Source organism: Streptomyces sp. NBC_00370 (assembly GCF_036084755.1).
Taxonomy (GTDB): domain Bacteria; phylum Actinomycetota; class Actinomycetes; order Streptomycetales; family Streptomycetaceae; genus Streptomyces.
The window spans coordinates 8537845-8562414 of sequence record NZ_CP107968.1 but is presented as its reverse complement, the minus strand read 5'-3'; the positions used below and the strand labels follow the sequence as shown (position 1 = coordinate 8562414).

The window sequence follows — 24570 nt, the reverse complement described above, 5'->3', positions numbered from 1 at the left end:
CATCGGAGAAATCATGACAACGATCCCAACGTCCGCCCCTGACGATCTGCCGGGCCCCCTGATGACCGACGAGGCGTACGGGGCGCTGCGTGCCTCCGCCGCGCTGTGGGCAGGTGTCTCCGTGCTGATCACCGACAGCTGCGGCCGCGTGCTGGTGCAGCACGTCGACTACCGCACCACCTGCCTCCTGCCGGGCGGCGGCATCGACGCGGGTGAGTCTCCCTCGCACGCCGCCGCACGTGAACTGCACGAGGAACTCGGCGTCACCATGACCATCGCCCACGGCCTCGCCGTCGACTGGGTCTCCCCCACGAATTCCAGCGCGCCGGCCGTCATGCGGTTCCCCGGCGAGGCCATCTTCGTCTACGACGGCGGCACCTGGACCGACGACCGGATCGATGCTGTCTGCCTGCCCGAACAGGAGATCACTTCCATCGAGCTCGTGGAACCCGCCCGCCTGCCCGACCTGCTGTCACCCAGCGACGCCCGCCGAGCAATGTCCGCGCTCCGCGCCCGCCTCAACGGCGGCGGCCCGGTGCTCCTGGAAGACGGCCACCCGATCGCCCCCACCGTCCTCGACCGTGTCGGTGTGCTGCGCACCGCCCGTGACCAGTCCCACTACGAGTTTCGGACCGGCCCGGTCCCCACCGCGCTTCTCACGGTGCGCCAGTCGTGGGGCTGGCTTTTCGCGCCGGACGGCCGGGTCCTGGTCCTCCTCGAACCCGATACCGGGGCTGCCTGCCTTCCCGGCGGCACACCCGAACCCGAGGACCAGGACAGTCCCGTCGCCACCCTGATCCGCGAAGCCGACGAAGAAGCCGCCGCCCAACTCGGCGATCCTCACTACCTCGGCTACCTCACCGCCGACGGTGACCCGTACGCGCGCCTCCGCTACGCCGCCGCCCTTCGCAGCATCGGTCCCATGCGCGCCGACCCCGCCACCGGCCGCATGTACACCCGGGTCCTGGCCACCCCGGAACAGGCCCTTGAGCTTTTCAACTGGGGGCCGCCGGCAGCGGATCAGCTCGCGGCCGTTCACCACGCTCGCGAACGCCTCGGTATCCCCAGAGCGCCCCGCCAGTCCTTCACCGAACTCACCGGCCCCACCAGCTGGTAGACGCCCCCGCACGTCCCGCCGCTGACGCTTGCTGGGTGGCCTGCACGGAAGACATCGGGCCGACCACGGTGTCGTCAGGCAGTCAGGAAACGTACTTCCTCGTTTAGCGCCATGACGTCAGGGTGCGCGAGATGGTCGATGCGCAGTTGTCGGTTCACCTGTTTCGCGCGACCTCGAACCGACTGTACGAGGCGTCCGGCCCCCAGAGCTTCCCGTGTGACGAGCACGGCAGCTTCGGGTTCGCCGAGGGCCGAGTGAGCGAGCACCAGGTCCAGTCACGAGACCCGCGCGCATGTGGTCGGCGATTGCCCAGCCGGCCAGACGTCGTGACGCGAGGTCGATGACGGTCGCCAGATAGCAGAACTTCCCACCCTCGATAGGCAGGTAGGTGATGTCGCCGACGTACTTTGTGTTTGTCTTCTCGGCGCTGAAGTCGCGGCCGATCAGGTCCGGAGCCTTGACCGCTGCTGGGTCGGGGACGGTGGTGCGGTGCCGGCGGCGCAACCGGACTCCCTCGATCCCGGACGCCCGCATGATCCTTGCGACGCGTTTGTGGTTGACCGCCTCTCCCCTCGTCTCGCGGAGCTCGGCGGTGATCCGTGGGGCTCCGTAGGTACCGTCCGATTCCTGGTGCACGGCCCGTATCCGGTCGGCCAGCTTCGCGTCGGCCGCCTGCCGGACGGCCCGGTCCGCGGCTGTCCGGCGCCAGTAGTAGAAGCTCGAGCGCCTGACGCCGAGGATGCTGCACAGCCGCTTCACGCCGCAGCGGCGCTGGAGGTCGGCGACGCGCTGGAAGCGGTTCACCAGCGCGTCTCCCCGGCGAAATACTTCGCCGCTTTGCGCAGGATCTCGCGCTCCTCCTCCAGCTCACGGACCTTCTTCCGCAGAGCGGCGTTCTCCGCTTCCAGCGGTGCCGGCGGCTGGGTCGGTTCCTGCGTCCGGCGTCCCTGTGGACGACTCACTCCGGCCGCCCGAACCCAGTTCCGCAAGGTCTCCGGATTGATCCCCAGATCGGCGGCGACCGACCTGATCGTCGCATCGGGCCGCGACTCGTACAGCGCGACCGCGTCCGCCTTGAACTTCGGCGGGTAGTTCTTCATGACCACGAGATGTCCGTTCTCAGATCCGCAGGATCCAGTGTCTCGTGTGTCCAACATCAGGGGTCAAGGCCCCACAGCTGATCAGCTGGACGCGCTGCGCGAGCTGGGCATGGACTGGGCAACTGACGAGGTGGCACACCGTTTCCTCGGTGTGCCACCTCCAGCCGGGCATGGTCAAGATTAAGTGACCTTGGACGGCTTCCGTTCGTGCCGACGTCGAAGGCTGGCCAGTGCAGTAGAAGCCGTAAAAGACGCCCTGGCTACGGTGCACAGAGCCGCAAAGACAGAACTATGTGCTGCCATCAGTTCTTCCAAGGCCAGAAGAAGCGCTACGCAACCTCCAAGAGAGGCGATAGTCGCGGTGAGTGCCAGCAGAACCGTACTCGTGTGGTTTATGCGTGCCATGTCAGCTCCCAAGTCTGTGTGACGCCGGTGAGATGAGCTTCCGACGCAACACCGACGGGAGTCAGGGGATCTTGGCGATGCTCCCCCGGAAGGCTCCTTGGTCCAGCACACTGAGAGCAGCGACGGCTGGGGGACACTCACAAGTGCCCTTGACTTGACCCACTGCTCACTGATATGCGGCACTCCGGAGGGAACCCTTGACGCATTGGGACTGGCCTAGTTGGGTGGCGCTTTGGAATGGGGAGGACGATGAGGACCTCTCGCTTGTCTTCCAGGAAGTCAGACTCAGCCGCACGGCGAAGACGCGGCAGCATTGGGCCAGAGATCCGATAACCCGCGCATTCTGCGATCTCGGTGCCTACTCACTCTTTGAGCATCACCTCTCGGGTGGTCTTCCCTCTGCTGATGTTCCGGAGATGAAGCTCTTTCCCAACATGGGCGGCGAGCACTTGATGAAGCTGGCTCCTGTGGTGGTGCCGGATGCGTGGCTCTCGGAGTCGCTGAGCCGGCAGCGGTACGTGGACACATGGGCTCATCATCACGCGTACATCACGGACCTGATCGCTTACATATTCCGATCAGCGCCCACCTTGCGGCGGGTCAAGAGGATGACCGCCGAGTTCACGCAAGCTGCAGCCGAATTGCCACTCGCGGAACTGATCCGTGAAGCCGCGCAAGCAGAGATAGCGTCGGCACTCGACGATCCGGTCGTCACCCTCCAGACATTTCTCCAAGCAGCGCTGCCTCGACAGCCAAAGATCCAAGAGGCCGTACGCCGCATTGAACACGAAATGATCAATGAGTGGACCCAGTTGTACGAGGTGTTACTCGCTGGGTATGGGCTGACCCTGCGTCCGGGATTAACCGCCCGCGACCTAGCCGAACTATTTGACACCGTGATCGAGGGCGTCCTGCTACGAGCCCGCTCCGGAGGAGCTGTACCTGGAACGAGTTCAGGACAGGACGTCCTTACCACTTCGATCCTGGTGATGCTGCCGGCTATGTGTGACGTCCCTCTTTCAGAGCTCGAGCATCGGGAACTCCAGCACCCTTTGCTGTAACTCCCCTACACCGGAGCCCCCAGGGACTCTGCGGGCTCCATGGCTTGCAGACGGGTTTACTGCGTCAGCGCTCCAAGGACTTGCGCACCGTTCCGGGAGCGGCTGATCGAGCTGGCCGTGACGGTGACGACGCACCCGAACTGGGCAACGCTCAAGCAGGTCACGAAGCGGCCGGCCGCCGCGGAAGCGGCGTAGTCCAACGGCGCCTTCTGTCGTTCACCCCGGCCCGCCCACGAAGAGCAGCCTCGGCAGGACAAGCCTCCGTCGTGTACAGGCTGAGGGCGTGACACCGTGCCTGCTCAACGGCTGAACGTGTCAGTCTCAGTACGGCAAGGGGAAGGCAGGTGCGGAGAAGCGGACAGCGTACGGCTGTCCACAGACCGGCGCCGGCTCCGCAGCTCCGCCGTGTCGAAGAAGCCGCTGGCGTCGTATCCGGAGGCGACGAACACGATGACATGACCGCCGGGCCGGAGGCGAGACGGCCCTGCCAGACCTGGACGACCCCGTACAGCCCGGCGAGGGAGAAAGACGGCGGGATTCCTCGAGTGCGCTAGCCCACGCCTGGTCGAAGGCCGGAACCCACGTGTCGGCGCGCCCGTTGGCGCGCAGCCGCGTGAGCAGTTCGATGGAGGGCCCCATGTGGGGTGAGGGATGCCTGGCCGGGGGTGATGTCGGCCGACTGGTGGTTCGCTCGCTCCGCAAAGCGCCCAAAGGGAGGATGACGGTGATCTTCGGCAAAGCAGAGCGAAAGCTTCGCCGTGATCGTATCCTTGGCCGGTGAGTTACCCGTGGGACCGGCTTACGGCCAACTACCAGCAGTTTCATGCCGTGGTCACCATGCTGCTGCTGCGAGTGGATCCTCTCGCTCGCGTACCCTCACACGATGTGGGCGACGTCGACGTGGTGGCGGAGACGACAGCCGGTGAGCGTGTGGCCTATGAGATCAGGGCCTTCGCTGGGGCCATGACCACCAGTCGCCGTCGCCAGGTCCGCCAAAATCTGGAAAGGGTAGCGGCCAGGAATCCTCCGGACAAGTGGCACTTGGTGTGCGCCGTGGACCCCACACCGGGTGATCTGCGGTGGTTTCACGAACTGCGGGGCAGCTTCCCTTTCATCGGTGACTGGTTGGGCGCGCGCTGGCTCGATCAGCAGCTTGATGCACACCCCGATGTACCGCGCTCTGCCCTACTCGACCCCTCTGCCGATCTTCTGGCCCGCTTCGAGCGCGAGCGGCTTGAGCGAGAAGCCGCTCTAGGAGGCTCGTCTGATAGATCGGCCCTCGATAAGGGCGCCGTCCACTTCAGAGGCTTCGCTGACCGGCCGGCACGCAGTGACCTACTCGATCGCATGGCCCTGGTGTCCGCGGTGGCCGACCTGCTCACGCCGACCGAGGCAAGCTCCTCGCCAGCGAATGGACTGATCGCAGAGGACGGTACTGGCCCCTCCGTAGTAGCAATCGAGGGGCCATGGGGGTCAGGCAAATCCACGATCATGCAACTCATCGAGAAGGAGGTCATCGCCCGCCAGCAGGACCTGATTCCGGCACCCTTTGGCCGCTGGCAGCATCGGAAGAATCAGGCACACAAATGGCTGCTAAAGCTGCGCCGCCGCAACCTGCCCGTACGCTCCGCTATCAGAATTCTACTCAACCAACACCGGTCGGATGCCAAGAGCAAGGACAGCAATTGGCCCCTGCTGCGCGGCAAACCTTCCCCTCCGGCAACCCCTCGCACGGTGGTAACGGTTCGCTTCAATCCATGGGCGTATCAAACGAGCGATCAGATCTGGGCCGGACTCTCTCGCGAGATCGTGGAAGCTTCACGCAGCGCGCAGGGCACCGCCGGCCGCGTCCGTGAAGCGTACTGGCTGCGCCGTAACACCGAACGGCTCGATCGCCATCATCTGCGCCGTACCGTTAGTCGGCGGCTCCTGTCGCCCTTCCTGCGAGTGGGCGTCTTTGCCTTGGTCGTCCCAGTCGTAGCGCAGCTGGCCAAAGCAGATACGCACTACACGTGGTGGGGCCACACCACGAACGCCGCACTCCTGGCCATCGGACTCCCACTCGCTATTCTGTCCATAGGGCTCGTGCACACCCTCTTTCGTTTCCTGCTCGGGCGGGCACAGTCCTTCCTGCCAGGAGAGATTCTCGACGGTCCCGTACTCAGCGCTGCATTCGCCGCCCCGGCGCCCGGATCAGACAACGCACTGCGCGACCCCTACTACAACGCCCGGTCCGGCTACCTCTATCTCGTCCAGCACGACATCAGCGACCTCCTGGAAACAATCTGGCTCAGCGGCCGCGAGCTCATCGTGTTCATCGACGATCTAGACCGCTGCTCAGCCCGCGCAACCGCCGAAGTATTCGAGGCCATCAACCTCTTCCTCTCCGGAGCGCTCCACAGCTTGCATCACCCCGTCGAGCCGAATGCGGTCCCATGCCGCTTCGTTCTCGGACTGGACTCCGCCGTCGTCGCAGCCCATCTCGATCGCGCCTACTCCGATCTCGCCTCAACGCAAGGACAGGCAGGCCACCAGGACCCTTCCTGGGGATGGACGTTCCTGCGGAAGCTCATCCAACTCCCCGTCACCCTTCCCCCCATCGCCCACCACAGCGTCGTAGCCGCCATGAGCAGCCTGCTGGGACCCGTTCAATCAACCGAAATCAACACTGCACCAACCGCACCAGTCGGCCCTCCAGCAGTGCACCTGGCCTCAACAGGCACGGCAGCTCCGCAGCCCGAACTTGAAACCCAAGTACTCGCGCTGGAAACACACCCAGTCATACGTAATCACCTGCAGGACAGACTGAGCGCCCAGCGCCACCTGTCCATCCGGGAAGCCAAACGGCTCTTGACGGTGTGGCAGTTCTACCTGCGCGTCCTCGCCTATAAAGAGGGCACCACACAAGCCCTCTCTGTCGAAGACGCCATGCACCTCATCACCCTCGCTGAGATCACAGCCCGCTGGCCCGCTCTGCAAAGTGGCCTCACCACCCGAGTTGATAGCGAAACCGGCCTGGCACTGCTCACCCCCCAAACCGGCGACGATGTCAGCTGGGCCAAAGCACTGCGCAGAACGGGCATGGACTCCCTCGCTCATCACGACGCCTGTGCAGACCTCCGCACGCTGCTCGCCACCGCTGACGGACCCGCGGTTGCAGACCTTGCACAACGGCTCTTTTGAGGCCCTTTGCTGTCCAGTCCAAGTACTGAACTTGATCGGACCGGTCCCCCACTCTGCGTGCCGTAGCGTTGCTGCAGACGTACAGACCATCTCGCCGAGGAAGCCACCATTCGCGAATGCGCCAACGCGACCTGCCGGCAGACCTAGTACTGCAACGGTCTTTGGCGTGACTGGTGGCCAGGACAGTCGCTGATCTGACTATGGGTGGGGAACTGGGTGAGGTCAGGGCGTGGGCAGCAGGTCTGGGTGAGTTGCACGAGCGGTTCGTGCACCGATTCGCTCGGTCGGAGCCGCGGGAGTCAGCACTGGCCTATATGCGGGGGCTGATCGCTCCGTTGGAGCGGAAGAACGGCTGGACGCTCGCGGAGGAGGCCGGCCACGCGGCTCCCGACCGCATGCACCGGCTGCTGAACCGGTGTGACTGGGACGCCGATGAGGTCCTCGACGACGTCCGCGACTACGTCGTGGAGCATCTCGGCGACCCGGACGCAGTGCTGATCGTGGACGACACCGAATTCTTGAAGAAGGGCGTCCGCTCGGCCGGCGTCCAACGCCAATATTCGGGCACCGCGGGGCGGACAGAGAATTGTCAGGTCGGGGTTTTCCTTGCCTATGCCGCAGAACGCGGCCGCACCTTGATCGACCGCCGCCTGTATCTGCCCACGTCATGGACCGATGACCGCGAACGCTGCCAGGCTGCCGGCGTCGGCGACGACGTCGCCTTCGAGACGAAAGTCGTCATCGCCAAAGCGATGGTCCGACGCGCGATCACCGAGAAGATCCCGTTCCGGTGGGTGACCGCGGACGCCGCCTACGGCTTTTCCAAAGGCTGGCGGACCGAACTCGAGCAGGCCGATGTCTTCCATGTCATGGCCACCACCCGCCACGACACCGTCGTCACCCGCTGGGCCATGGACCACCCGGTCCACGACCTGTTTCCCCACCTGCCCCGGCAGAAGTGGAAACGCCGCTCCTGCGGCAACGGCGCCCACAGCCCACGCGTCTACGACTGGGCCAGGGTCGAGGTCCGTCCCTGGCACCGCGAGGACCGCCGGCACTGGGTCATCGCCCGTCGCAGCGTCAGCCGACCGACGGAGATCTCCTACTACATCGCCTACTGCCCCGCCGAGACCACACTCGACGAGCTGATCCGCGTCGCCGGCAGCCGGTGGGCCGTTGAGGAATGCTTCCAAACCGCGAAGCAGGAGTGCGGCCCGGACGATTACCAGGTCCGCCGCTACCCCGGCTGGCACCGCCACATCACCCTCGCCATGGCCGCCCACGCCTGCCTGACCGTTCTGCGGGCCCGCGCGCTCGACACGGAGAAAGCAGAAACGGATCCTCCCAGCTCATCGCCCTGACCCTCCCCGAAATCCGGCGACTGACAACCCGCCTGACCCGGCCCCGCGCCAACCTCATCGACCATGTCCTGCACTGGTCACACTGGCGCCGACGACGACAATTCCAAGCCCGCATCAGCCACTACAAACGACGAGGCCACACCCCACCAGAAACCAACCACCCATCAGAACAAAGACCGTTGCAGTACTAGAGCAACTCTGGCACTGGACAAGGGAATGACGTCAAACCAGTCGCCACCCACTCCAGCCAAGATGCCGGTGGGCAGGTACCGGGAGGCAACCTCAACTGCAGCTTGACGGGGCGTGCTCCTTGGCAGCAGCGCCTGCTGCAGCGCTGCTGCGGTGCCGCGTTCGCGGGTGTAGCGACGGGCGTTGTCCACACAGACAGCAGCGCGGGAGGCGAGCTCATCAGCGAGAAGCAGATCGTCCTCGTCGAAGTCTTCCGGCGTCGCATGACGGACGAACGTCGCCACCCCCACAGTCGCCCCCCGGGCGATCAGCGGTGCCGCCAGCACTGCGTGGATCCCGAGCTCCTGAGCTAGGGAAGCATCATCAGCCAACCACCTTGCGAAATCGGCCTCAGCGCTGGAACGTCGTATGGCCTGACCGGCAGCCAAAGCCCGGGCCGGGGCCGTGCAGTCGGGATGGGAGTCTGCGTCTCCTGGCTTGAGAGCCGACTCGGGGCAGCCATCCAGTATGGATTTGATAGCGGTCCGCCGGAAGGCGACCCAACCGGATATCAACCCCAGCGTGGGCTCCTCTCCCCGGTCCACGGACTCGAGCAGGTCGACGCAGACGAAGTCGGCGAACTGCGGGACAGCCACATCTGCCAGTTCCTGAGCGGTCCGCGCCACGTCCAAGGTGCTGCCGATGTGAGCGCTGGCGTGATTGATCAATTGCAGTCGCTTACGGGCCCAGTACTGCTCGGTTATATCGTGCGCAGAAACAGCCGCCCCGCGCACAGCGCCCTCTTCGTTCTTCAGCGGATATACGAAGTTGGACCAAGCATGCTCGCGGCTTTCGCCAGGGACCCGCACGTCTCCATCACCCGGGAAAGGGCTCGTTCAACCTTTCTGACCTCAGAGTTTAGGGGCAGGAAGTCCCTGTGGCGTAGACCACGGAAGTCGTCCTCAGTGACGTTCAGAGTGCGCTCCGCGTAGCCGTTAGCGCGTCGCAATCGCAGGGCCACGTCAAAGACAGCCATCGCGCAACATGGCAGTTGCTCGAAGTCCACGCCGTGAGTGCTGTGTCCCCCGGTTCGACGGCGGTATGAGTGAGCGCACTGACCAGCAGCCAGCCGTGGCTGTGCTTGCCCTCCATGCTTTGCTGGGCGAGCACGCTCATCTCAACTCGGTGGCCGTCCTGGTGCCGCAGTGGCACGGTCCCTTGCCATGTCATCAGAGATTTCACATTGCGCAGCGTGTCTGCCGAGGGCTCTTCGTCGAGCAGGCTGGCTGCTGGTTTGCCAACTATGTCGGCGGGCGAATAGCCCAGCAGCCTGCGAGCGCCTTCTCCCCATTGCGTCACGGTTCCGCGCTCGTCCACGATTGCCCGTGCGGTCCCTGCGTCGTCATCGTCGGGCAGGCCCAGCCGCGTAGTGTCGGGCACGCGCCGCTCGTCCATCGCCGTCTCGCTTTCGTCGGGCATTTCAGAGAATACTGCTATTGAGGAGTCGGAGCTTGCTCGGTTGCGAATAGCCACAGCGGGCCCGATGGGACGCTCAAGCCTTCAATTGGATCAAGGGTTATCGGCGACCCCCTCCCCTTAGGGCGTGAAACGGTGCAGGTTCGGGATGCGCAATTCCCGCATCGCCCGCCCTGCCAGCGGGCCATCACTTCACGCTGCCGCGCACGCACATTAAGACACCGTTTCTTATGGCTTGATCGCTCGTTGAGCTGTGCATGGCGATTCCGGTTGAGCGGCTGGTGCCGGAGGAGTTGTGGGTGCTGTTCCGGCGGGTGGTGCCGCTCACGGAGGTGAAGCGTCCGCAGGGCGGAGGTCGCCGTCGGGCTGACGACCGTGAGGTTCTGGCCGCGGTCATCTTCGTGGCCACCTCGGGCTGTACTTGGAGGCAGCTCCCGCCAGTGTTCGGCCCGGCCTGGCAGACGGTCTACCGGCGGTTCGCCCAGTGGAGCGCGGATCGGGTCTGGGGCCGTCTCCACCGCGTGGTCCTGGACAAACTCGGGGCGCGGGGTGAGCTGGACTGGTCCCGGTGCGCGATCGACTCCGTCAGCGTCCGGGCGGCAAAAGGGGGCTTCTGACGGGACCGAATCCGACCGACCGAGGCAAGTTGGGATCGAAAATCCATCTGGGCACCGACCGAAACGGACTGCCGCTCTCACTGGGCATCTCCGGCGCCAACATGCACGACAGCCAGGGACTGGAACCGCTCATCCGCGGAATCCCTCCCATCCGTTCCCGTCGCGGCCCACGACGCAGGCGGCCGGCGAAGCTGCATGCGGACAAGGGCTACGACTACGACCACCTGCGGCGATGGCTCCGTTCACGCGGCATAGGCCACCGCATCGCCCGCAAGGGAGTCGGCCCTCCACCCGGCTCGGCCGCCACCGCTGGGTCGTCGAACGAACCGTGTCCTGGCTGGCCGGCTGCCGACGCCTGCACCGCCGCTACGAACGCAAGCCCGAGCACTTCCTCGCCTTCGTTGGTATAGCCGCCCTGCGCATCTGCTTCCGTCGGCTGACTTTCTGAGCCTGGGAATTTGGGCAGGGTGGTGATCCTGACCCGTCAAAGACCCGACGGGCTGCCGGAAAGCCAGTGGGCATGCCGGTCGCGGGTGCGATCCCGTTCCTCAGGCGTGGCAAGGAAGACGTCGGCGCCCCCGTCGTAGGGGTAGTGAATGCGCCGCATCTGAGTGTCGGTGACGAAGACTCCCGCCATCCTGTCGTCGGCGATGTCACGGAGCAACTCGTCGAGGCAGCCATGTCGCCAAGGTCGGCGTACGGCGAAAAGATGGCAGTAGGTGCGGAACTCCGGGTCAGGGTCGTCCTCCACCAGCAGGCTCTGCCAGTAGCCAGCGTCTGGCTGGAACGGTGGCACCTCGGCTTCGGTCGTCCAGACCGGTGTGATCACGTAGACATCCCCACCGGCAAACAACTCATCTAGGACCGTGTTGTACCGCCCCAGGACGACGACGTACTCGCTCTCGTCCTCTGCATATCGCTTCGACTCCGGCAGGCTATGGAAGCGCACCCAGACATCCCGGTACGGGCCGCGGAGCTTGTACCCAACCGGTGGGCAGTCGGGCCAACGCCGCTGCCACAGGTCCGTCAAGACCGTCCCTACGCCTCCAATCACCTGCATCACTCGTCCTCTCGGGCATGAGCTCCTGTCGACGACCATGATGCCCGGCACCCACTCACCAAGAGAAACGACCTCTTAGCTGAAGCCACCCATGAAGTCGGCGTTCAACTGGGCGGAGCAGATGTTGTAGCCGCCCCTCGCATGCCCGGTCTTGGTTTTGCCGTCGATCGTGACCGAACACTGGATGTCGCCGCCGCCCTGCAACTGGGCGTTGATGGCGTAGTAGAGGGCGTCGTCCTTGACGGTGAGGGTCTTCGTCATGGGAAGCCCGCTCCCGTCCAGGTTCTCGCCGTCGCTGCCGTAGGTGATGTCCGCGCCGGCGGAAGCGGTGCCCCACACCTTGAACACAGCCTTGCCCTCGGGTGCCGGATCCGGCTTCGCCTTGGGCTTGGCCTTCGGCTTGACCGTGGCCGTCTCGGTGACGGTCACAGTCGGCGCCGGCTTGACCTTGCCGGCGGCTTTCGCCGCCGGCTTGGCCGTGACGGTCTGGGTGACTGCCGGGGCAGGCTTGGCGTCACTGACGGTCTTGGTGTCGCCGCTACCGGAGGTGCCGATGATGACCCCGACGAAGAACAGGGCCAGGGCGGCCGGGATGATGATGCGTTTCCGCGTCCAACCAGGCCGGTTCGACGGTGGGGTAGGTGGCGGGCCGGCGGGCGGCTGCTGTCCCCATTGCGGTGGTTGTGGATCACCGAAGCTCATGTGTCCCCCTAGGACTGGTTCGTGAGGGGATGAACGTAGCGGCCCGATTCGCCCGGCGTGAGAGGTGCGTTCCGTTAGTGACGAAGCTGTGACGAAACTGAGGAGGCGTCAGCAGGGGGCGGTGACTCCCAAGTGCCGCACGACTACGCCCCGCCCTCCGTGAGGGCGGGGCGTTCTTCCGTGTGTGGCATCCTAAGCGCGCTCAGCCTCCGAGGGTCTGGGCGCTGGTCCTATAGAGGCGGGTTGGGGATTCGGCGGGTGACTACCCACTCCTCGTCGTCGCGCCGGCAGGTGAGGATCAGACGCACCGGCTCGTTGCGGTAGTTCTCCTGCCACCGCTCGAACGTCTTGCCTGTCATCCAGTGGCCGGGCCGGGTGCGCTCCATGGCGAACGAACGGCCACGCCCCACGAGCAGAGAGACGGGTGCGACCGCGCGACCGTTCCGGTCGGCGCCGTCCGCGTCGGGCTGGAACCGGAACGGACCCCACACGAAGGCGTCGACTCCTTCCTGCGTGACGTCGAGACCAGGGCTGGCAAGCACGTGCTCAGCGTCATCGTTTCCGACCGACGCAGTGATGGAGGTGAGATGCCCAAGCTGGTCCGGCCCGCTCAGGTGGATGGCGAGCTTCGCGCGAGTCTCGCTGGTCTCTACGAAGCCGATGTCGAACTGCGGGGCCAGCTCGGCGTGATGGCGGTCCCGTTCGATACGTGCCACGGTGTCGGCGGTGGCGTTCGCCTTGGTGGCCGCCCGCCAGGCGGCGACTGCGGCTGCCGCGCCGGCCAGCCCGCCGATGGTGCTGAGGGTGTCGTTCCAGTGGGCGCTCATGCGCCGGAAGAGTAGCCGCGGTTGGGGGAGGGGCTGAACCAACCGCCCTCGATAACATCCAGTATCCGGGGTGCCCGCCACGACACTGAGGCAATATGCCAGCCATGAACTCAGAGGTGCTTGTCGGCATCATCGGCCTCGGAGGCGCCGCGATCGGCGCCGCCGCAGCCTTCCTCGGTATCGTCTACCAGCAGCGCGCCCAAACTAAGCAGGCGATACAGGAGCGTCTCACCGCCTTGTCCGAGGGCGCGGTTGATGTCCTCATCACAGAACTCCAAGTACTTCAAGGGCATGCCTGGAAGCGTCCGGAAGCTGAGTCAGCGGAGCGCCCCGAGTGGCTACAGGAGATGAGTGAGATCCTCGGGAGGATCAACCTCGCGTCACTGCACCTGACCGATGGAGATCTTCGTGACGCCCTCGAAGCTGCCTGCCTCTTTGGTTTCGGGCACGAGTCGTACTTGCAGGAGCACGTCGGGCTCAGAGCTGGGCGGCTCTTGATGATGGCGATGTGTGTCGAGATGCAGAAATCCTTGGGCTGTTACCTCCGCCGAGAGCCAGCACCTAAGGCCAGGCTTCTTGACCAGGCGCGCGAAGCGAAGCGGGAGGTTCTGGCAACCCCGCTCCGCGACGCCTAGAGAGCGTTCTACGTCTCATCCAGCTGCGGCCGCGCGATCTTGAGCCACGGATTGTCTGTGCGTTTGGCGGCCCGGTCGAGGTACTCGCGCTTGACCACGGCGGAGCCCGCCTTCCAGCGTCCTTGTGCGGTGGGGTCTCCGCCGGCGTCGGCGATGGCTTGGGCGCCGCCTCGCCGTAGCCCGTGAGCGGTGACTTTCTCCCAGCCTCTGATGCCGGCGAGTTCGGCACGTCGGCGTACCCAGTCGTTGATGGCGTCGCCTGTGACGTGGTCGCCGCGTTTGGTGGCGGCGATTCGTGACTGGAGGCGTCCTTCGCGGGTGAGGGCGCGAATGAAGGCGCCTTCGTGGATGCCGAGTTGGTGGAGGGTGTCGAGCCAGGCTCGTGTGGCGCGGACGGGGTCGATGTCTGGGTCGTCCCAGCCGGGGATGAAGGTCTCTTCGCCTTTGGCTTCTTGGTCTGTTTTGGAGGAGGCGAAGTAGAGGGCGACGCCATCTGATTCGACGGTGACGTTGCCGATGGTGAGGTCGGCGAGTTCGATGCGCCGGTTGAGGGCGCCGCGTCCGAGGAGGAGGACGCAGCGGTCGCGGATCCCGGCGGGGTGGGTGAGGTCGCAGGTGGCGATCATGGATCGGATCATGTCGTCGGTGATAACTGGTGCTTTCTTGACGCCGACCCGCTTGTTCCATTCCTTCCGGTACTCGTTGAGCATGCCGCGCGCCTCTTGGGTGCCGGGCTTTTTGTCGTCGGGCATCCATGTGCGAATGGCGGACATGGCGACGCTGATGGCGTTGGGTGCACGGTCTCGGTCGATGAGGGTGGCGACGTACTCGACGTAGGTGGCTGTGGTGCAGGGCCGGTGGACGCGGCCGTGCTGGATGCACCACGCCTTGAAGAGGTCGCGCTGGTTGTCGTAGGTCTTGCTGGTGTTCTTGGGCTTCGACTTGTTCTGAAGCCGGTCGGCGGTCCGCTCGCTGACGTACAGGTCGCGTTCGGTGTAAGTGGGTTCGTCGACTGCGGTGGGCAGCGCTTCGCCGGGGACAAGGATCGTGTGCCGGTCGACGACCGGACGGGCGGGTGCTGTCTCGGTCCGGGTGGCGGGGAGGTGGCCGTCGTCCACCAGCTCGGCGTCGACCGCCTCGTCGGGCTCGGTCACTGCGACTCCTCGGGGCGCCGGGCGAGGTACTCATACGCCATGCGATCCCTTGCCGCCTGCTCGGTGACAGGTGTGCCGTCGATCGACCATGCGACGGTGCGGCCTCGCTCGATCCGACGGATCGAAGGGCCTTCCTTGTACGTGACGCTCGCGTCGTCCTTAAGTCGGCCTCCGCTACGAAGCACATCGGGCGTCTCGACCACCCAGTTGATCGTTCGCCAGAAGCGATTTGCGGCGTTCTCGATCACCACGTTCCCCTCTTTTGGTTGGCTCGGATAAGGGAAATTTTCATGGTCGTGGTTCCTGTCTTCGTGGGGCCGCTGACTGCGCTGACCAGCCTGCTACCCGGGGCAGATCCCCGTCCAAGACCTCTTTCGACGTCTCTGATACCCGTCGGGCATCAGAGACGGTTTCTTCAGCGGCCCCCGATACCGAGGCGTCGTGCCCGACACCGCGCCCACGGGCAGAGGCGGGCGGGCACGGCCCGGGCCAGGGGGCACAGACGGAGGCGCCATCAGCCACGGGCCTGTCCACCTCCAGCCCGTACAACACCTTCGGCACCAAGCACCAGATCTACAAAGGGGCGATGGTTCACTACCTGCGCCGCGTGGAAACCCTCTGCGAGCCACTCGAAAGAGGCAGCCGGGGCGGCGGCGACGTGCTGGAGACTCTCGTGCGCACGTAAGCCGTACTCGACAGCGCGCAGGGGCGGTACGGAATGTATGGCCGCGCCCGTCGACGACGAGGTCGTTCGTGCCACCGAGGTTTCCGCGACAAGCTACGGGCAGGGTTCCTCGCGGCCGCCCGACGTGCTCGTGAGCTGGGCGAAGCAGTACCGGAGCCAGCTACCGCAGCGAATCTGCTTACTGCGGCCGCGCTGGGGACGCTGATCATCGCTCGGCCGCCCCGGACAGCCTGGAACTCGCGGCTCAGCTGGGCGCTTTGCGCGACTACGTGCAGAGCTGGCGCCGTACCTAAGGACAGGGGTTGCCAGCGATGTCCTGGATGACAGTCCAGAAGTCGTCATGTTGCGGTGTCGTGGCGCAGTCGAGCAGTGCGTGCCGGACGGCCCGTGCGTGGGCCGGCCGGGCGGCGGCCAGGGCAGCGCGGCCGGCGTCGGTGGCAACGACAATACGTCGCCCGGCCTGCCCCGCTTCGCGCTCAAGGAGCTGCCGGTCAGCCATGCGGGACAGCTGGCGTGAGAGCCGGGCGCGCTGCCAGCCGAGCATGGTGACCAGCTCATGCTGGGCCATGCGGCCGCCGCCGTTCTCCACCACCCTGGACAGCACTGAGAAGTCCGCCACGGACAGTCCCGCCGCATTCTGGATCTCTTGCGCGACCGCCACCGTGACGGCGTCGTTGGCCTGCTTCCAGGCGATCCACCGCACTGTCTCACTGTCATCGAGTGGTCCCGTCATCCGTCCACCCTACCCTCGTGTTGCCATGTAAACATCTGGAGAGCATGCTGTTTACATGGCAACAGAAACGGTGCACTCAGTCCTCATCACTGGCGGAAGCACGGGCATCGGTCTCGGTCTGGCCACGCGGTACCGCCGAGCAGGCCACCGCGTCATGATCACTGGCCGCAGCGCCAGCCGGCTCGCCTCAGCCGCCGAGCAGACCGGAGCAGGGACCTTCGTCAATGACATCAGCAGCCCCGATGACCGGAAACGACTCGCCGACCACGTCACGCACGCCATGCCGGAACTCGACGTGGTCATCAACAATGCTGGGATCCAACGCCGGGTAGGCATCGCGGATGACGTCACCCCATGGGCGGAAGCACAAAACGAGATCGACATCCTGCTCGCCGGCCCGGTCCACCTGGGGCAGTTGCTCGTCCCGCACCTGCTGCAGCACGGCCGTCCCAGCGTGCTGGTGAACGTCACCTCGGGCGGGGCCTACATCCCGCAGCCGTTCGCCCCCCTGTACAGCGCGGCCAAGGCCGCACTACACAGCTACACCATGAACCTGCGCCACGCGCTGCAGACCACACCGTGCCGGGTGGTGGAACTGATTCCGCCAGCCGTGGCCACAGCGCTCGCCGGCCCCGGCCACAACCACGGCGCCGACCCGGAGGAGTTCTGCGACACCGTCTACCCCCTCCTTGACGGATCGCTGCCCGAAGTTGGGTTCGGCCCCACCACACAGGCCGCCTTTACCGACCGGCTCGCCGCCGAGCACCGCACATTCGAAGCCGCAGTGACCCGCTTCAGCGTGCCCATCTACCGGGCCGACGGCACGGTAGAACCGGTGAATACGTCAGTCCCGGTATAGCCGAGGCGGAACACCTCATCGGCCGGCTCAGTCGCGACAACCTGGAGGGCGAGGAGCACCCCGACCGGAACACGTAGGCGGTGGAAGCACTCATCGAGCAGGAGCGGGAGCGCCGCGAGCCGCCCACGGTCGGCGTATATCCGATCAACTGACCAACCCATCAAAGAGACACGCCCTAGTTGGCCAAACTGCGGTTTTCGTCGCCGCCCGGGTCCCTCGGATCAAGCTCGACTGCGGACGCTCAGTCCAGCAACTGCTCGATCGTGAGGGGCAGGGACCGCAGCCGGCGCCCTGTCGCGTGGTGGACCGCGTTGGCAATGGCCCCGGCGGTGCCGACGAGTCCGACCTCTCCGATTCCCTTGGTACCTACCAGGGTTGCCGGATCGGGTGCCCCGACGAAGGCCACTTCGATGTCGGGGATGTCGGCGTTGACAGCGACCAAGTAGTCGCCGAAGGTGGCGTTGGCGATGCGGCCGGTCCCCGGGTCGGTCTCCGTCTTCTCGAAAAGGGCCTGCCCGATGCCGCCCACCGTGCCGCCGATGATCTGGCTGGTCGCAGCCTTCTCGTTGAGGATGCGGCCGCCGTCGATCACCTGCACCACCCGGGCCACCCGCAGCAGCCGCAGGTCGGAGTCGATCCGAACCTCGACGAACTTCGCTCCGAAGGCGCCTGCCGTGGCCATCTCCCGCCCGTCGGCCGCAGGCGGGGTGCTTCGCCCGTCTGCGCTCAGTACTTCCCCAAAGGCACAGACATCTCCCAGTGGTCCGCCCAAGACCTCAAAGCCGTCGCGTACGCACTCAACAATCGGCTCCGCAAGATCCTCGGCTGGAAGACCCCCGCCGAAGTCTTCGAAGAGCAACTACGCTCACTGCAACAACCCGGTGTGGCAGCGATCGGTTGAACTCGCCCAGTACACGAGCAGAATCTTCGCCGAAGCCTGCAGGTCAGCAGGGGTCCGGCAAAGCATGAGCGCCGTCGGCTCCAGCGCGGACAACGCCCTCGCCGAGTCCTCCAACGCGACCTTCAAACGCGAGACCCTGCAAGGACGAAAGAGCTGGCCCACCGAGCGCGAGGCCTGACTCGACACCTTCCGATGGCTCCACCGCTACAACACCCACCGACGCCACTCCCGCCTCGGACAACGATCACTCATCGTCTTCGAGAACGCCCTCCACACCACACCAACTACGCTCCGTCCACTCACTGGGATGTTGCCACCAGGCCCGCCTCATAGGCCAGGATCACTAGCTGCACCCGGTCGCGGGCATTGAGCTTGGCGAGCAGGCGGGTCAGGTAGGTCTTGGCGGTGGCGATGCTGATGGAGAGCTCGCCTGCGATCTCCGTATTGGACAGGCCTCTGCCGACGAGGGTCAGCACCTCCCGTTCCCGGGCGGTGATGCCGTCGAGCTCCGACCACCGCGGCGGTGACACTACGGGTCGGGTGAACTCTTTGATCAGCCGGCGTGTCACGGCTGGTGCGATCAGGGCGTCCCCGGCGGCAACGATCCGGATTGCGGCAAGGATGTCGTCCAGAGCCATGTCCTTGACGAGGAATCCGGACGCGCCGGCGTGCAGCGCCCCATAGACGTAGTCGTCGTCGTCGAAGGTCGTCAGGACGACGACACGTGTGGCGCCGGTGCCCGCCGTGATCAGCCCGGTGGCCTCGATGCCGTCCATACCGGGCATCCGCAGGTCCATCACGACGACGTCGGGGGCAAGTTCCGCCGTCAGGCGTACCGCTTCCGCACCGTCTTCTGCCTCGCCCACCACCTCGATGTCCGCGGTGTCGGTTATGACCATCTGCAGGGCGGCCCGGACCAGGGGCTGGTCGTCGGTGAGCACGACACGGATGGTCATCACGCTCCCGCCTTCGCTTCTGCCGCAGTCTCTGCCGGTACCGGGAGTCTGGCCGCTACCAGGAAGCCGCCCCCGGGACGGGACCCGGCCGTGAAATCGCCGTGCAGCAGGGCGGCCCGCTCACGCATGCCGATCAGGCCGTATCCAGTGTCCGTGCTGGTGCCGCCGCCTTTGCCTCGGTCCGAGACCTCGACGGAGAGTTCGTCCGCGCGGTAGTCAAGGCGCACCTGGCAGGAATCGGCACCCGAGTGCCGTACGGCGTTGGTCACCGACTCCTGGACGATCCGGAACGCCGCGACGTCGATGTCGGCCGGCAGCGGGCGACGCCTGCCCTGCCACCGCACCTCCACGCGGACCCCGGCGGCTGTGGTCGTCGCGGCGAGCTGTTCCACGTTCGCCAGTCCGGCGGCCGGTCGCAGGGATCCCGGCGCGTGCGCGCTTTGGCGTTCCTCGTCGTGGTCGGCCTGGCGCAGCGCGCCGAGCATTCTTCGCAGCCCGGACAGTGTCTCGCGGCCGGCCATCTCCACGGTGAGCATCGCCTCGCGGGCTCTGGCCGGCTGAGTTTCGATGACCCGGGCCGCAGCGCCGGCCTGCAAGGCGATGATGCCGATACTGTGGGCGACGGTGTCGTGCATCTCGCGAGCGATGCGCAGCCGCTCGGCGGTGACGGCCTCGGCAGCGGCCCGGGCGTGCAACTCTGCGGTGTGGACCCGGGCCTGATGCGACGAATTACCGATGAGCCAGGCGATGACCACGCTCAGGGCCACGAGCGGCTCCTGCGCGATGCTGGAATCGTCGCCCGTGATCAACCGCAGGACCAGGTAGCCGGCCAGTATGCCGAGCGCCGCGGCGGCCGCGGTGAGCGAGCTGCGCCGAGGCCGGGTGGCTGCGAGGTAGCAGAGGGCGATATCCACGGCCAGGAACTGCGTGGGCGGAATCTCATCCTGCCGCCAGGCCACCGTCGAGATGACCGTAGCGACGATCACCAGACCGTACGCGGCGGAGGTCCTGCGGCGCAGCACCGCACTGCCGGCCAGGATCAGCACGAAGGCGACGGCGAGCAGCGCCTGGGCTCCGAGCGAGTCGAGCCCGTCCTGGGGGTAGTTGAGCGAGTACGTCGGCGCTTGCGGCATCACGACGTACTCGACAATGGGTTCGACTGCTGCCGCGTACCACGCCAGTGCCGTCCACAGGCCCGGCGGTATGCGTTTGAGCAGCGGCAACGGCAGCGGCGGTGAGGCAGACATGCATTGATCGTAAGCACCTGCACCTGACGGCACATCCGACCGTGACCGTACAACCACGGTTGACACCCGTCCTCTCCGATCGTCATCGGCGGTCCGATGACAGGCAGGGTCGCCCACCGGCACCGTTGTCCCCGTGATCGAAGTCAACGAGCTCACGAAGCGATACGCCGGCACGACGGCCGTCAAAGATCTGACCTTCACCGTGCGGCCCGGCCAGGTGACCGGGTTTCTCGGTCCGAACGGCGCCGGCAAGAGCACCACACTGCGGATGATCCTCGGCTTGCATGAGCCCACCAGCGGCACCGTCACCGTCGACGGCCGCCCTTTCCGCGACCGCCCCCGCGGCCTGCGTCATGTCGGCTCCCTTCTCGACGCGCACGATGTGCACGGCGGGCGCAGCGCGGTGGCGCAGCTGTCCGCCCTGGCCCGCAGCAACCGCATCCCGCAGCACCGGGTGGAGGAGGTGCTGCGGGAAGTCGGCCTCGCCGAGGTCGCCCGGCGCCGCGTCGGCGGATTCTCGCTCGGCATGAAGCAGCGGCTCGGCATCGCTTCCGCCCTGCTCGGCGACCCCCCGGTACTGCTCTTCGACGAGCCGCTCAACGGCCTCGACCCGGAAGGCGTGAAGTGGCTGCGTGACCTGTTCAGGCGTCTGGCCGCCGAGGGCCGCACGGTGTTCGTCTCCAGCCATCTCATGTCCGAGATGGAGCACACCGCCGACCAGCTGATCGTCATCGGCCGCGGCGAGCTGATCGCGGCGGAAAGCCTCACGGAGTTCTCCGCTCGCGGCACCCGGCAGAGCGTCACGGTGGGCACGCCCGCCGCTGCCGCCCTGAGAGATCTGCTGATGGCCGAGGGCGCGGCCGTGGACACGGCGGGCGACCTGCTTGCCGTGACCGGTATGACCGCGGCCCGGATCGGTGAGATCGCCATGGAACACCGCATTTTGCTGCATCACCTCAGCACCCGGCCCGCCTCATTGGAACAGGCATTCATGGAGCTCACCGCCGACAGCGTGCAATACCCCGCAGGAGACCCCCAGTGACCACGACATACGCTCCCGTTGGCGGACTTGGCACCGACGAACCCCGCGCCCGCTTCTACGACCTGGTGGCCGCCGAGTGGATCAAGCTTCGGTCGCTGCGTTCGACCTGGATCGCGTACGGGGCCGCCGCCCTGGCCGTCATCGCGTTCAACGCGGGAACCGCCTACGACACCTACAACTACTGGCCGGAGCGGAGCGCGGCGGACCGGGCCGACTACGTCCAAGCCGGAATTCCGCTGCAGGAGGCATTCACGGCGAACGCCGCCATGGTCATGATGCTCGCCCTCGGTGCCCTCGGCGCCCTCGCGATCATCGGCGAATACAGCACGGGCACCATTCGTACGACGTTCGCGGCCGTTCCGGCCCGCCGTTCGGTGATGGCCGCCAAAACAGTGGTCGTCACCGCGGTCACCACCGTCTTCGGCTCGATCGTCGCGGGGGCCTCATTCGGCCTGACACAGGCGATCCTCGACCGCCGGGACGCCGGCATATCGATCAGCTACCCGGGCGCCCTGCGTGTCGTAGCGGCGTCCGCCCTCCTCGCACCCGTGTGCGCGGTCGTCGGCATGGCCATCGGCTCCGTCATCAGGCACACCTCGGCCACCATGACCGCCGCCGTGGCGGTCATCCTCGTGCTGCCCATCGTCTTCACCGAAGGCCGCCACTGGTCTGCGGTCGCCGCGCACGCCACGCTCTACCAGGCGTGGTTGCGGCTCGTGGAGATCGGCCCCCACCAGACCGACTACCCGTGGACGACCAGTGGAGCCTGGACCGTCTACGCGGTATGGGCGTTCACCGCCGCCATACTCGCCGTCACCAGCGCACAACGGCGCGACCAGTGAGAGGGCCAACTGGCCAACATTGTCATCCCGTAGCGAAGATCCGGCGCATGCCGGACAGCCTCCTGCGCAACAAGGGCTTCGCCGGGACTGCCTTCTTACTCGACGGCACCGACGGTCTCGCCATGACCGCCGCACACGTTGCCGAGCAGCTCACTCTGAGGGAAGCGGCTGTCCTCTTACGTGGCACGGACGGACATCGGCAGCCGGCCGTCGTACGAGGCATCGAGATTCATCCCACCCAGAACGTTGCCCTGCTACGGCTGGAGCCTGGCACATATCTCTCCCCCCTCCTGCTGAGTTACCATCAGGAATACACCTAGCGCGTCGCTGACCAGTCAGGGTCCATCCCCGCACCCGCCGGGAAAGAAGCGACTTCCCCAGCCACAAGGTCTACGCCCAAGCCAAGCGTTCCGACCTACGGCTCATCACCTGTGCCGGGACCTTCACCAAGAACACCAGCTACAGCGCGAACATCGTCGTCTACGCCCACCTCACCAGCACCCCGCCAGAACCGAAGCCCTGACCCCGCTGGTGGCTCTGTTCACTGCTGTCGGTCCTTGCCAACGGTTGCGAGCCGTACCGAACTCCTCGCCGGAAAGTCCCGCTGGAGTCCGACGCGCGCGCTGCCTTAGCAATCGGTTGCACCTATATTTGCCCGGTATGAGGTTGCTTCAGAGGGGGGCCGAACCGGACTGAGGCGGCGATGCAGCCGGCCGAATCCGCGGCATACAGATCAGGAGCCGACGACCATGTGCCAGGAGAAGCTCGAAAGGGGGGCCGCGTCCGATGCCGTCCATCGAGCCATTCACCATCGCGGTGACTGAGGAGACCCTCAGTGACCTGCGGGCCCGTATTCACCGCACCCGATGGCCCCAGCGCTCACCAGCACCCGCCTGGCAACAGGGCACGGACCTCGACTACCTGCGGCAGGTGCTGGCCTACTGGGCGGACGACTTCGACTGGCGCGCCCAGGAGCGTCGGCTCAACGGCTTCAAACAGTTCCGCACCGAGGTCGATGGAGTGAAGCTCCACTTCGTGCACGAAAAGGCCGTCAACGGGCAGGGCATCCCGTTGGTCCTCACTCATGGCTGGCCGAGTTCATTCGTCGAATATCTGCCGTTGGTGCCGTTGCTGACCGATCCGGCCGCGCACGGCATCGACGGCCCGGCCTTCAACGTCGTCATTCCCTCACTGCCCGGATACGGCTTTTCAGAACGCCCCGACCGGACAGGAATGAACACCCGCCGCGTCGCCGGACTGTGGCATAACCTCATGGGCGCCCTCGGGTACCGGCGCTACGGCGCTCAAGGAGCCGACTTCGGGTCGGCGGTCACCACCTACCTGGCCCTCGATCACCCGCAAAGCCTGATCGGGATCCACCTGAGCAACCTCGACCTGCATCCCCACACCGGACCCGGCACCCGCCCCCTGTCCGCAGCGGAGCGTGCCTACCTCACCCAATATCGTCACTGGCGCTCCGACGACCGCGGCTACGGCGCGATCCAGTCCACCCGGCCCCAGACCCTCGGCTACGCGCTCAACGACTCACCGGCCGGACTGGCCGCGTGGGTACTGGAGAAATGGCGGGCATGGTCCGACTGCAAGGGCGACATCGAACACTCCTTCTCCCGGGACTTCCTGCTCACCGTCATCACGCTCTACTGGTGCACCGAAACCATTACCCCGTCCATGCGCGACTACGTGGACAACCTCGCACACGAATCCCTGGGCCCTGAAGACCGGGTCGATGTACCGACCGCCGTGTCCGTCTTCGCCAACCAATTCCTCGACGACGGCGCACCGCCCCGCGAATGGGCCGAACGCACCTACAACGTCCAGCGTTGGTGGCCCATGCCCGCCGGCGGCCACTTCGCCGCGACCGAGCAACCCCTACCGCTGGCACGAAACACCGCCTCATTCTTCGCCGACCTGTAGCGAAGCCGCCGCCCGCCGGTCTCCCGGCGTATTGCGCTCCAACGCCGCGTCCGTCAACTGACCGACCCATCGCAAGATCGGTTAGCGGAGGCACCGTGGTCCTGGTCCGGTTTGGGATCAGAGTTCGGTAGGCGGCAGGCCAAGGTGGTCGTGCAGTGCCCGGCGGCCGGCGGGTGTCACGACAAGGGCGCGGCTGGTGCCGATGCGAGTCATCCACCCGGTGGGCAGTGCGTGGGCGGACAGGGCGGCGCCCACAGCGCCGGCCAGGTGGGGAAGGCGCTCGGTCCAGTCGAGGCAGGCGCGCACCGGTGGCCGGCGCGAGCCGATGGGCATCGTGATGCCGACCTCGGCAAGCCAGCGACGTCAACCTCCTTGAGGAATACCGCAACTTCGCCGCCCTGGAGTCGGCCTGCCGCACCTTCTGCGAGGAGGTCAACAACCGGGTCCACCGCGAGACCAAACGACGCCCGGCCGAGATGCTCGCCGAGGAACGCACTCGGCTCC

General features: G+C 66.1%; 22 protein-coding genes and 4 pseudogenes. 12 read left to right on the top strand and 14 right to left on the bottom strand.

Annotation, left to right across the window (positions count from 1 at the left end; translation table 11 throughout):
* Positions 1-13: 13 nt before the first annotated feature.
* Positions 14-1117, top strand: a complete 1104-nt coding sequence (locus OHS57_RS37550) for an NUDIX hydrolase (RefSeq protein WP_328584962.1) — start codon at positions 14-16, stop codon at positions 1115-1117.
* A 273-nt stretch (positions 1118-1390) separates the two neighbouring features.
* On the opposite strand, the pseudogene OHS57_RS37545 reads toward OHS57_RS37550, so the two are convergent.
* A pseudogene (locus OHS57_RS37545) lies at positions 1391-2223 on the bottom strand (IS3 family transposase); the annotation flags it as partial.
* Between the two features lie 623 nt (positions 2224-2846).
* On the opposite strand from OHS57_RS37545, the gene OHS57_RS37540 reads away from it, so the two are divergent.
* The 3 genes from OHS57_RS37540 (at position 2847) to OHS57_RS37530 (ending at position 8227) form a co-directional block, all read left to right on the top strand.
* Positions 2847-3683: a hypothetical protein gene (locus OHS57_RS37540; protein ID WP_328584961.1), complete on the top strand. Its 837-nt coding sequence runs from the start codon at positions 2847-2849 to the stop codon at positions 3681-3683.
* A gap of 777 nt (positions 3684-4460) precedes the next feature.
* A complete protein-coding gene (locus OHS57_RS37535; RefSeq protein WP_328584960.1) occupies positions 4461-6866 on the top strand; it encodes a KAP family P-loop NTPase fold protein in 2406 nt (801 codons plus the stop codon).
* A 200-nt stretch (positions 6867-7066) separates the two neighbouring features.
* Complete coding sequence (locus tag OHS57_RS37530; RefSeq protein WP_328584959.1) at positions 7067-8227, top strand: IS701 family transposase; 1161 nt, start codon at positions 7067-7069, stop codon at positions 8225-8227.
* Positions 8228-8391: 164 nt separating this feature from the next.
* Here the strand turns inward: OHS57_RS37530 and OHS57_RS37525 are convergent, their stop codons facing one another.
* The 3 genes from OHS57_RS37525 to OHS57_RS37520 are packed head-to-tail and all read right to left on the bottom strand — an operon-like array spanning position 8392 to position 9874.
* Positions 8392-9264: a GAF domain-containing protein gene (locus OHS57_RS37525; protein WP_328584958.1), complete on the bottom strand. Its 873-nt coding sequence runs from the start codon at positions 9262-9264 to the stop codon at positions 8392-8394.
* On the bottom strand, positions 9207-9431 hold the full coding sequence (locus OHS57_RS37860) for a PAS domain-containing protein (RefSeq protein ID WP_443043035.1): 225 nt from the start codon (positions 9429-9431) through the stop codon (positions 9207-9209). The genes OHS57_RS37525 and OHS57_RS37860 overlap by 58 nt, the downstream gene beginning before the upstream one ends.
* The gene (locus tag OHS57_RS37520; protein WP_328584957.1) at positions 9368-9874 is read right to left on the bottom strand and encodes a PAS domain-containing protein; all 507 of its coding nucleotides are present in this window, start codon (positions 9872-9874) and stop codon (positions 9368-9370) included. The genes OHS57_RS37860 and OHS57_RS37520 overlap by 64 nt, the downstream gene beginning before the upstream one ends.
* A 254-nt stretch (positions 9875-10128) precedes the next feature.
* Here OHS57_RS37520 and OHS57_RS37515 point away from each other — a divergent pair.
* A pseudogene (locus OHS57_RS37515) lies at positions 10129-10936 on the top strand (IS5 family transposase).
* A gap of 36 nt (positions 10937-10972) precedes the next feature.
* Here the strand turns inward: OHS57_RS37515 and OHS57_RS37510 are convergent.
* The 3 genes from OHS57_RS37510 to OHS57_RS37500 form a co-directional block, all read right to left on the bottom strand.
* Positions 10973-11437, bottom strand: a complete 465-nt coding sequence (locus OHS57_RS37510; protein WP_328584956.1) for a DUF3885 domain-containing protein — start codon at positions 11435-11437, stop codon at positions 10973-10975.
* A 186-nt stretch (positions 11438-11623) separates the two neighbouring features.
* The gene (locus tag OHS57_RS37505) at positions 11624-12250 is read right to left on the bottom strand and encodes a hypothetical protein (protein WP_328584955.1); all 627 of its coding nucleotides are present in this window, start codon (positions 12248-12250) and stop codon (positions 11624-11626) included.
* A 230-nt stretch (positions 12251-12480) separates the two neighbouring features.
* Positions 12481-13077: a hypothetical protein gene (locus tag OHS57_RS37500; RefSeq protein WP_328584954.1), complete on the bottom strand. Its 597-nt coding sequence runs from the start codon at positions 13075-13077 to the stop codon at positions 12481-12483.
* 104 nt (positions 13078-13181) lie between these two features.
* Here OHS57_RS37500 and OHS57_RS37495 point away from each other — a divergent pair, with 104 nt between their 5' ends.
* Positions 13182-13712 (top strand): hypothetical protein, encoded by a 531-nt coding sequence (locus OHS57_RS37495; protein WP_328584953.1) that lies wholly within the window; start codon positions 13182-13184, stop codon positions 13710-13712.
* A gap of 8 nt (positions 13713-13720) precedes the next feature.
* Here the strand turns inward: OHS57_RS37495 and OHS57_RS37490 are convergent, their stop codons facing one another.
* The 3 genes from OHS57_RS37490 to OHS57_RS37480 form a co-directional block, all read right to left on the bottom strand.
* Positions 13721-14866, bottom strand: a complete 1146-nt coding sequence (locus OHS57_RS37490) for a tyrosine-type recombinase/integrase (RefSeq protein WP_328584952.1) — start codon at positions 14864-14866, stop codon at positions 13721-13723.
* The gene (locus OHS57_RS37485; RefSeq protein ID WP_328584951.1) at positions 14863-15117 is read right to left on the bottom strand and encodes a hypothetical protein; all 255 of its coding nucleotides are present in this window, start codon (positions 15115-15117) and stop codon (positions 14863-14865) included. Before OHS57_RS37485 ends, OHS57_RS37490 begins: the two co-directional genes overlap by 4 nt.
* Before the next feature lie 723 nt (positions 15118-15840).
* Positions 15841-16284 (bottom strand): helix-turn-helix transcriptional regulator, encoded by a 444-nt coding sequence (locus tag OHS57_RS37480; RefSeq protein ID WP_328584950.1) that lies wholly within the window; start codon positions 16282-16284, stop codon positions 15841-15843.
* A gap of 55 nt (positions 16285-16339) precedes the next feature.
* Here OHS57_RS37480 and OHS57_RS37475 point away from each other — a divergent pair, with 55 nt between their 5' ends.
* Positions 16340-17143, top strand: a complete 804-nt coding sequence (locus OHS57_RS37475) for an SDR family NAD(P)-dependent oxidoreductase (protein ID WP_328584949.1) — start codon at positions 16340-16342, stop codon at positions 17141-17143.
* 241 nt (positions 17144-17384) lie between these two features.
* Here OHS57_RS37475 and OHS57_RS37470 read toward each other — a convergent pair whose 3' ends face one another.
* Positions 17385-17825 (bottom strand): molybdopterin cofactor-binding domain-containing protein, encoded by a 441-nt coding sequence (locus OHS57_RS37470; protein ID WP_328584948.1) that lies wholly within the window; start codon positions 17823-17825, stop codon positions 17385-17387.
* Between the two features lie 45 nt (positions 17826-17870).
* Between OHS57_RS37470 and OHS57_RS37465 the strand changes: the two are divergent.
* Positions 17871-18044: pseudogene (locus OHS57_RS37465) on the top strand (IS30 family transposase); the annotation flags it as partial.
* A 299-nt stretch (positions 18045-18343) separates the two neighbouring features.
* On the opposite strand, the gene OHS57_RS37455 reads toward OHS57_RS37465, so the two are convergent.
* Entirely contained in the window at positions 18344-19000 is a 657-nt protein-coding gene (locus tag OHS57_RS37455; RefSeq protein WP_328584947.1) for a response regulator transcription factor, read from the bottom strand.
* Complete coding sequence (locus OHS57_RS37450) at positions 19000-20247, bottom strand: sensor histidine kinase (RefSeq protein WP_328584946.1); 1248 nt, start codon at positions 20245-20247, stop codon at positions 19000-19002. Before OHS57_RS37450 ends, OHS57_RS37455 begins: the two co-directional genes overlap by 1 nt.
* Positions 20248-20380: 133 nt before the next feature.
* On the opposite strand from OHS57_RS37450, the gene OHS57_RS37445 reads away from it, so the two are divergent.
* The 4 genes from OHS57_RS37445 (at position 20381) to OHS57_RS37430 (ending at position 24066) form a co-directional block, all read left to right on the top strand.
* Positions 20381-21289, top strand: coding sequence for an ABC transporter ATP-binding protein (locus tag OHS57_RS37445; protein ID WP_328584945.1), 909 nt, complete (start codon positions 20381-20383; stop codon positions 21287-21289).
* The gene (locus OHS57_RS37440; protein ID WP_328584944.1) at positions 21286-22131 is read left to right on the top strand and encodes an ABC transporter permease subunit; all 846 of its coding nucleotides are present in this window, start codon (positions 21286-21288) and stop codon (positions 22129-22131) included. Before OHS57_RS37445 ends, OHS57_RS37440 begins: the two co-directional genes overlap by 4 nt.
* Positions 22132-22178: 47 nt before the next feature.
* Positions 22179-22451, top strand: coding sequence for a hypothetical protein (locus tag OHS57_RS37435; protein WP_328584943.1), 273 nt, complete (start codon positions 22179-22181; stop codon positions 22449-22451).
* Positions 22452-22917: 466 nt separating this feature from the next.
* Positions 22918-24066 (top strand): epoxide hydrolase family protein, encoded by a 1149-nt coding sequence (locus tag OHS57_RS37430; protein ID WP_328584942.1) that lies wholly within the window; start codon positions 22918-22920, stop codon positions 24064-24066.
* A 117-nt stretch (positions 24067-24183) separates the two neighbouring features.
* Here OHS57_RS37430 and OHS57_RS37425 read toward each other — a convergent pair.
* Positions 24184-24423 (bottom strand): annotated as a pseudogene (locus OHS57_RS37425) (transcriptional regulator); the annotation flags it as partial.
* Positions 24424-24570: the final 147 nt, after the last annotated feature.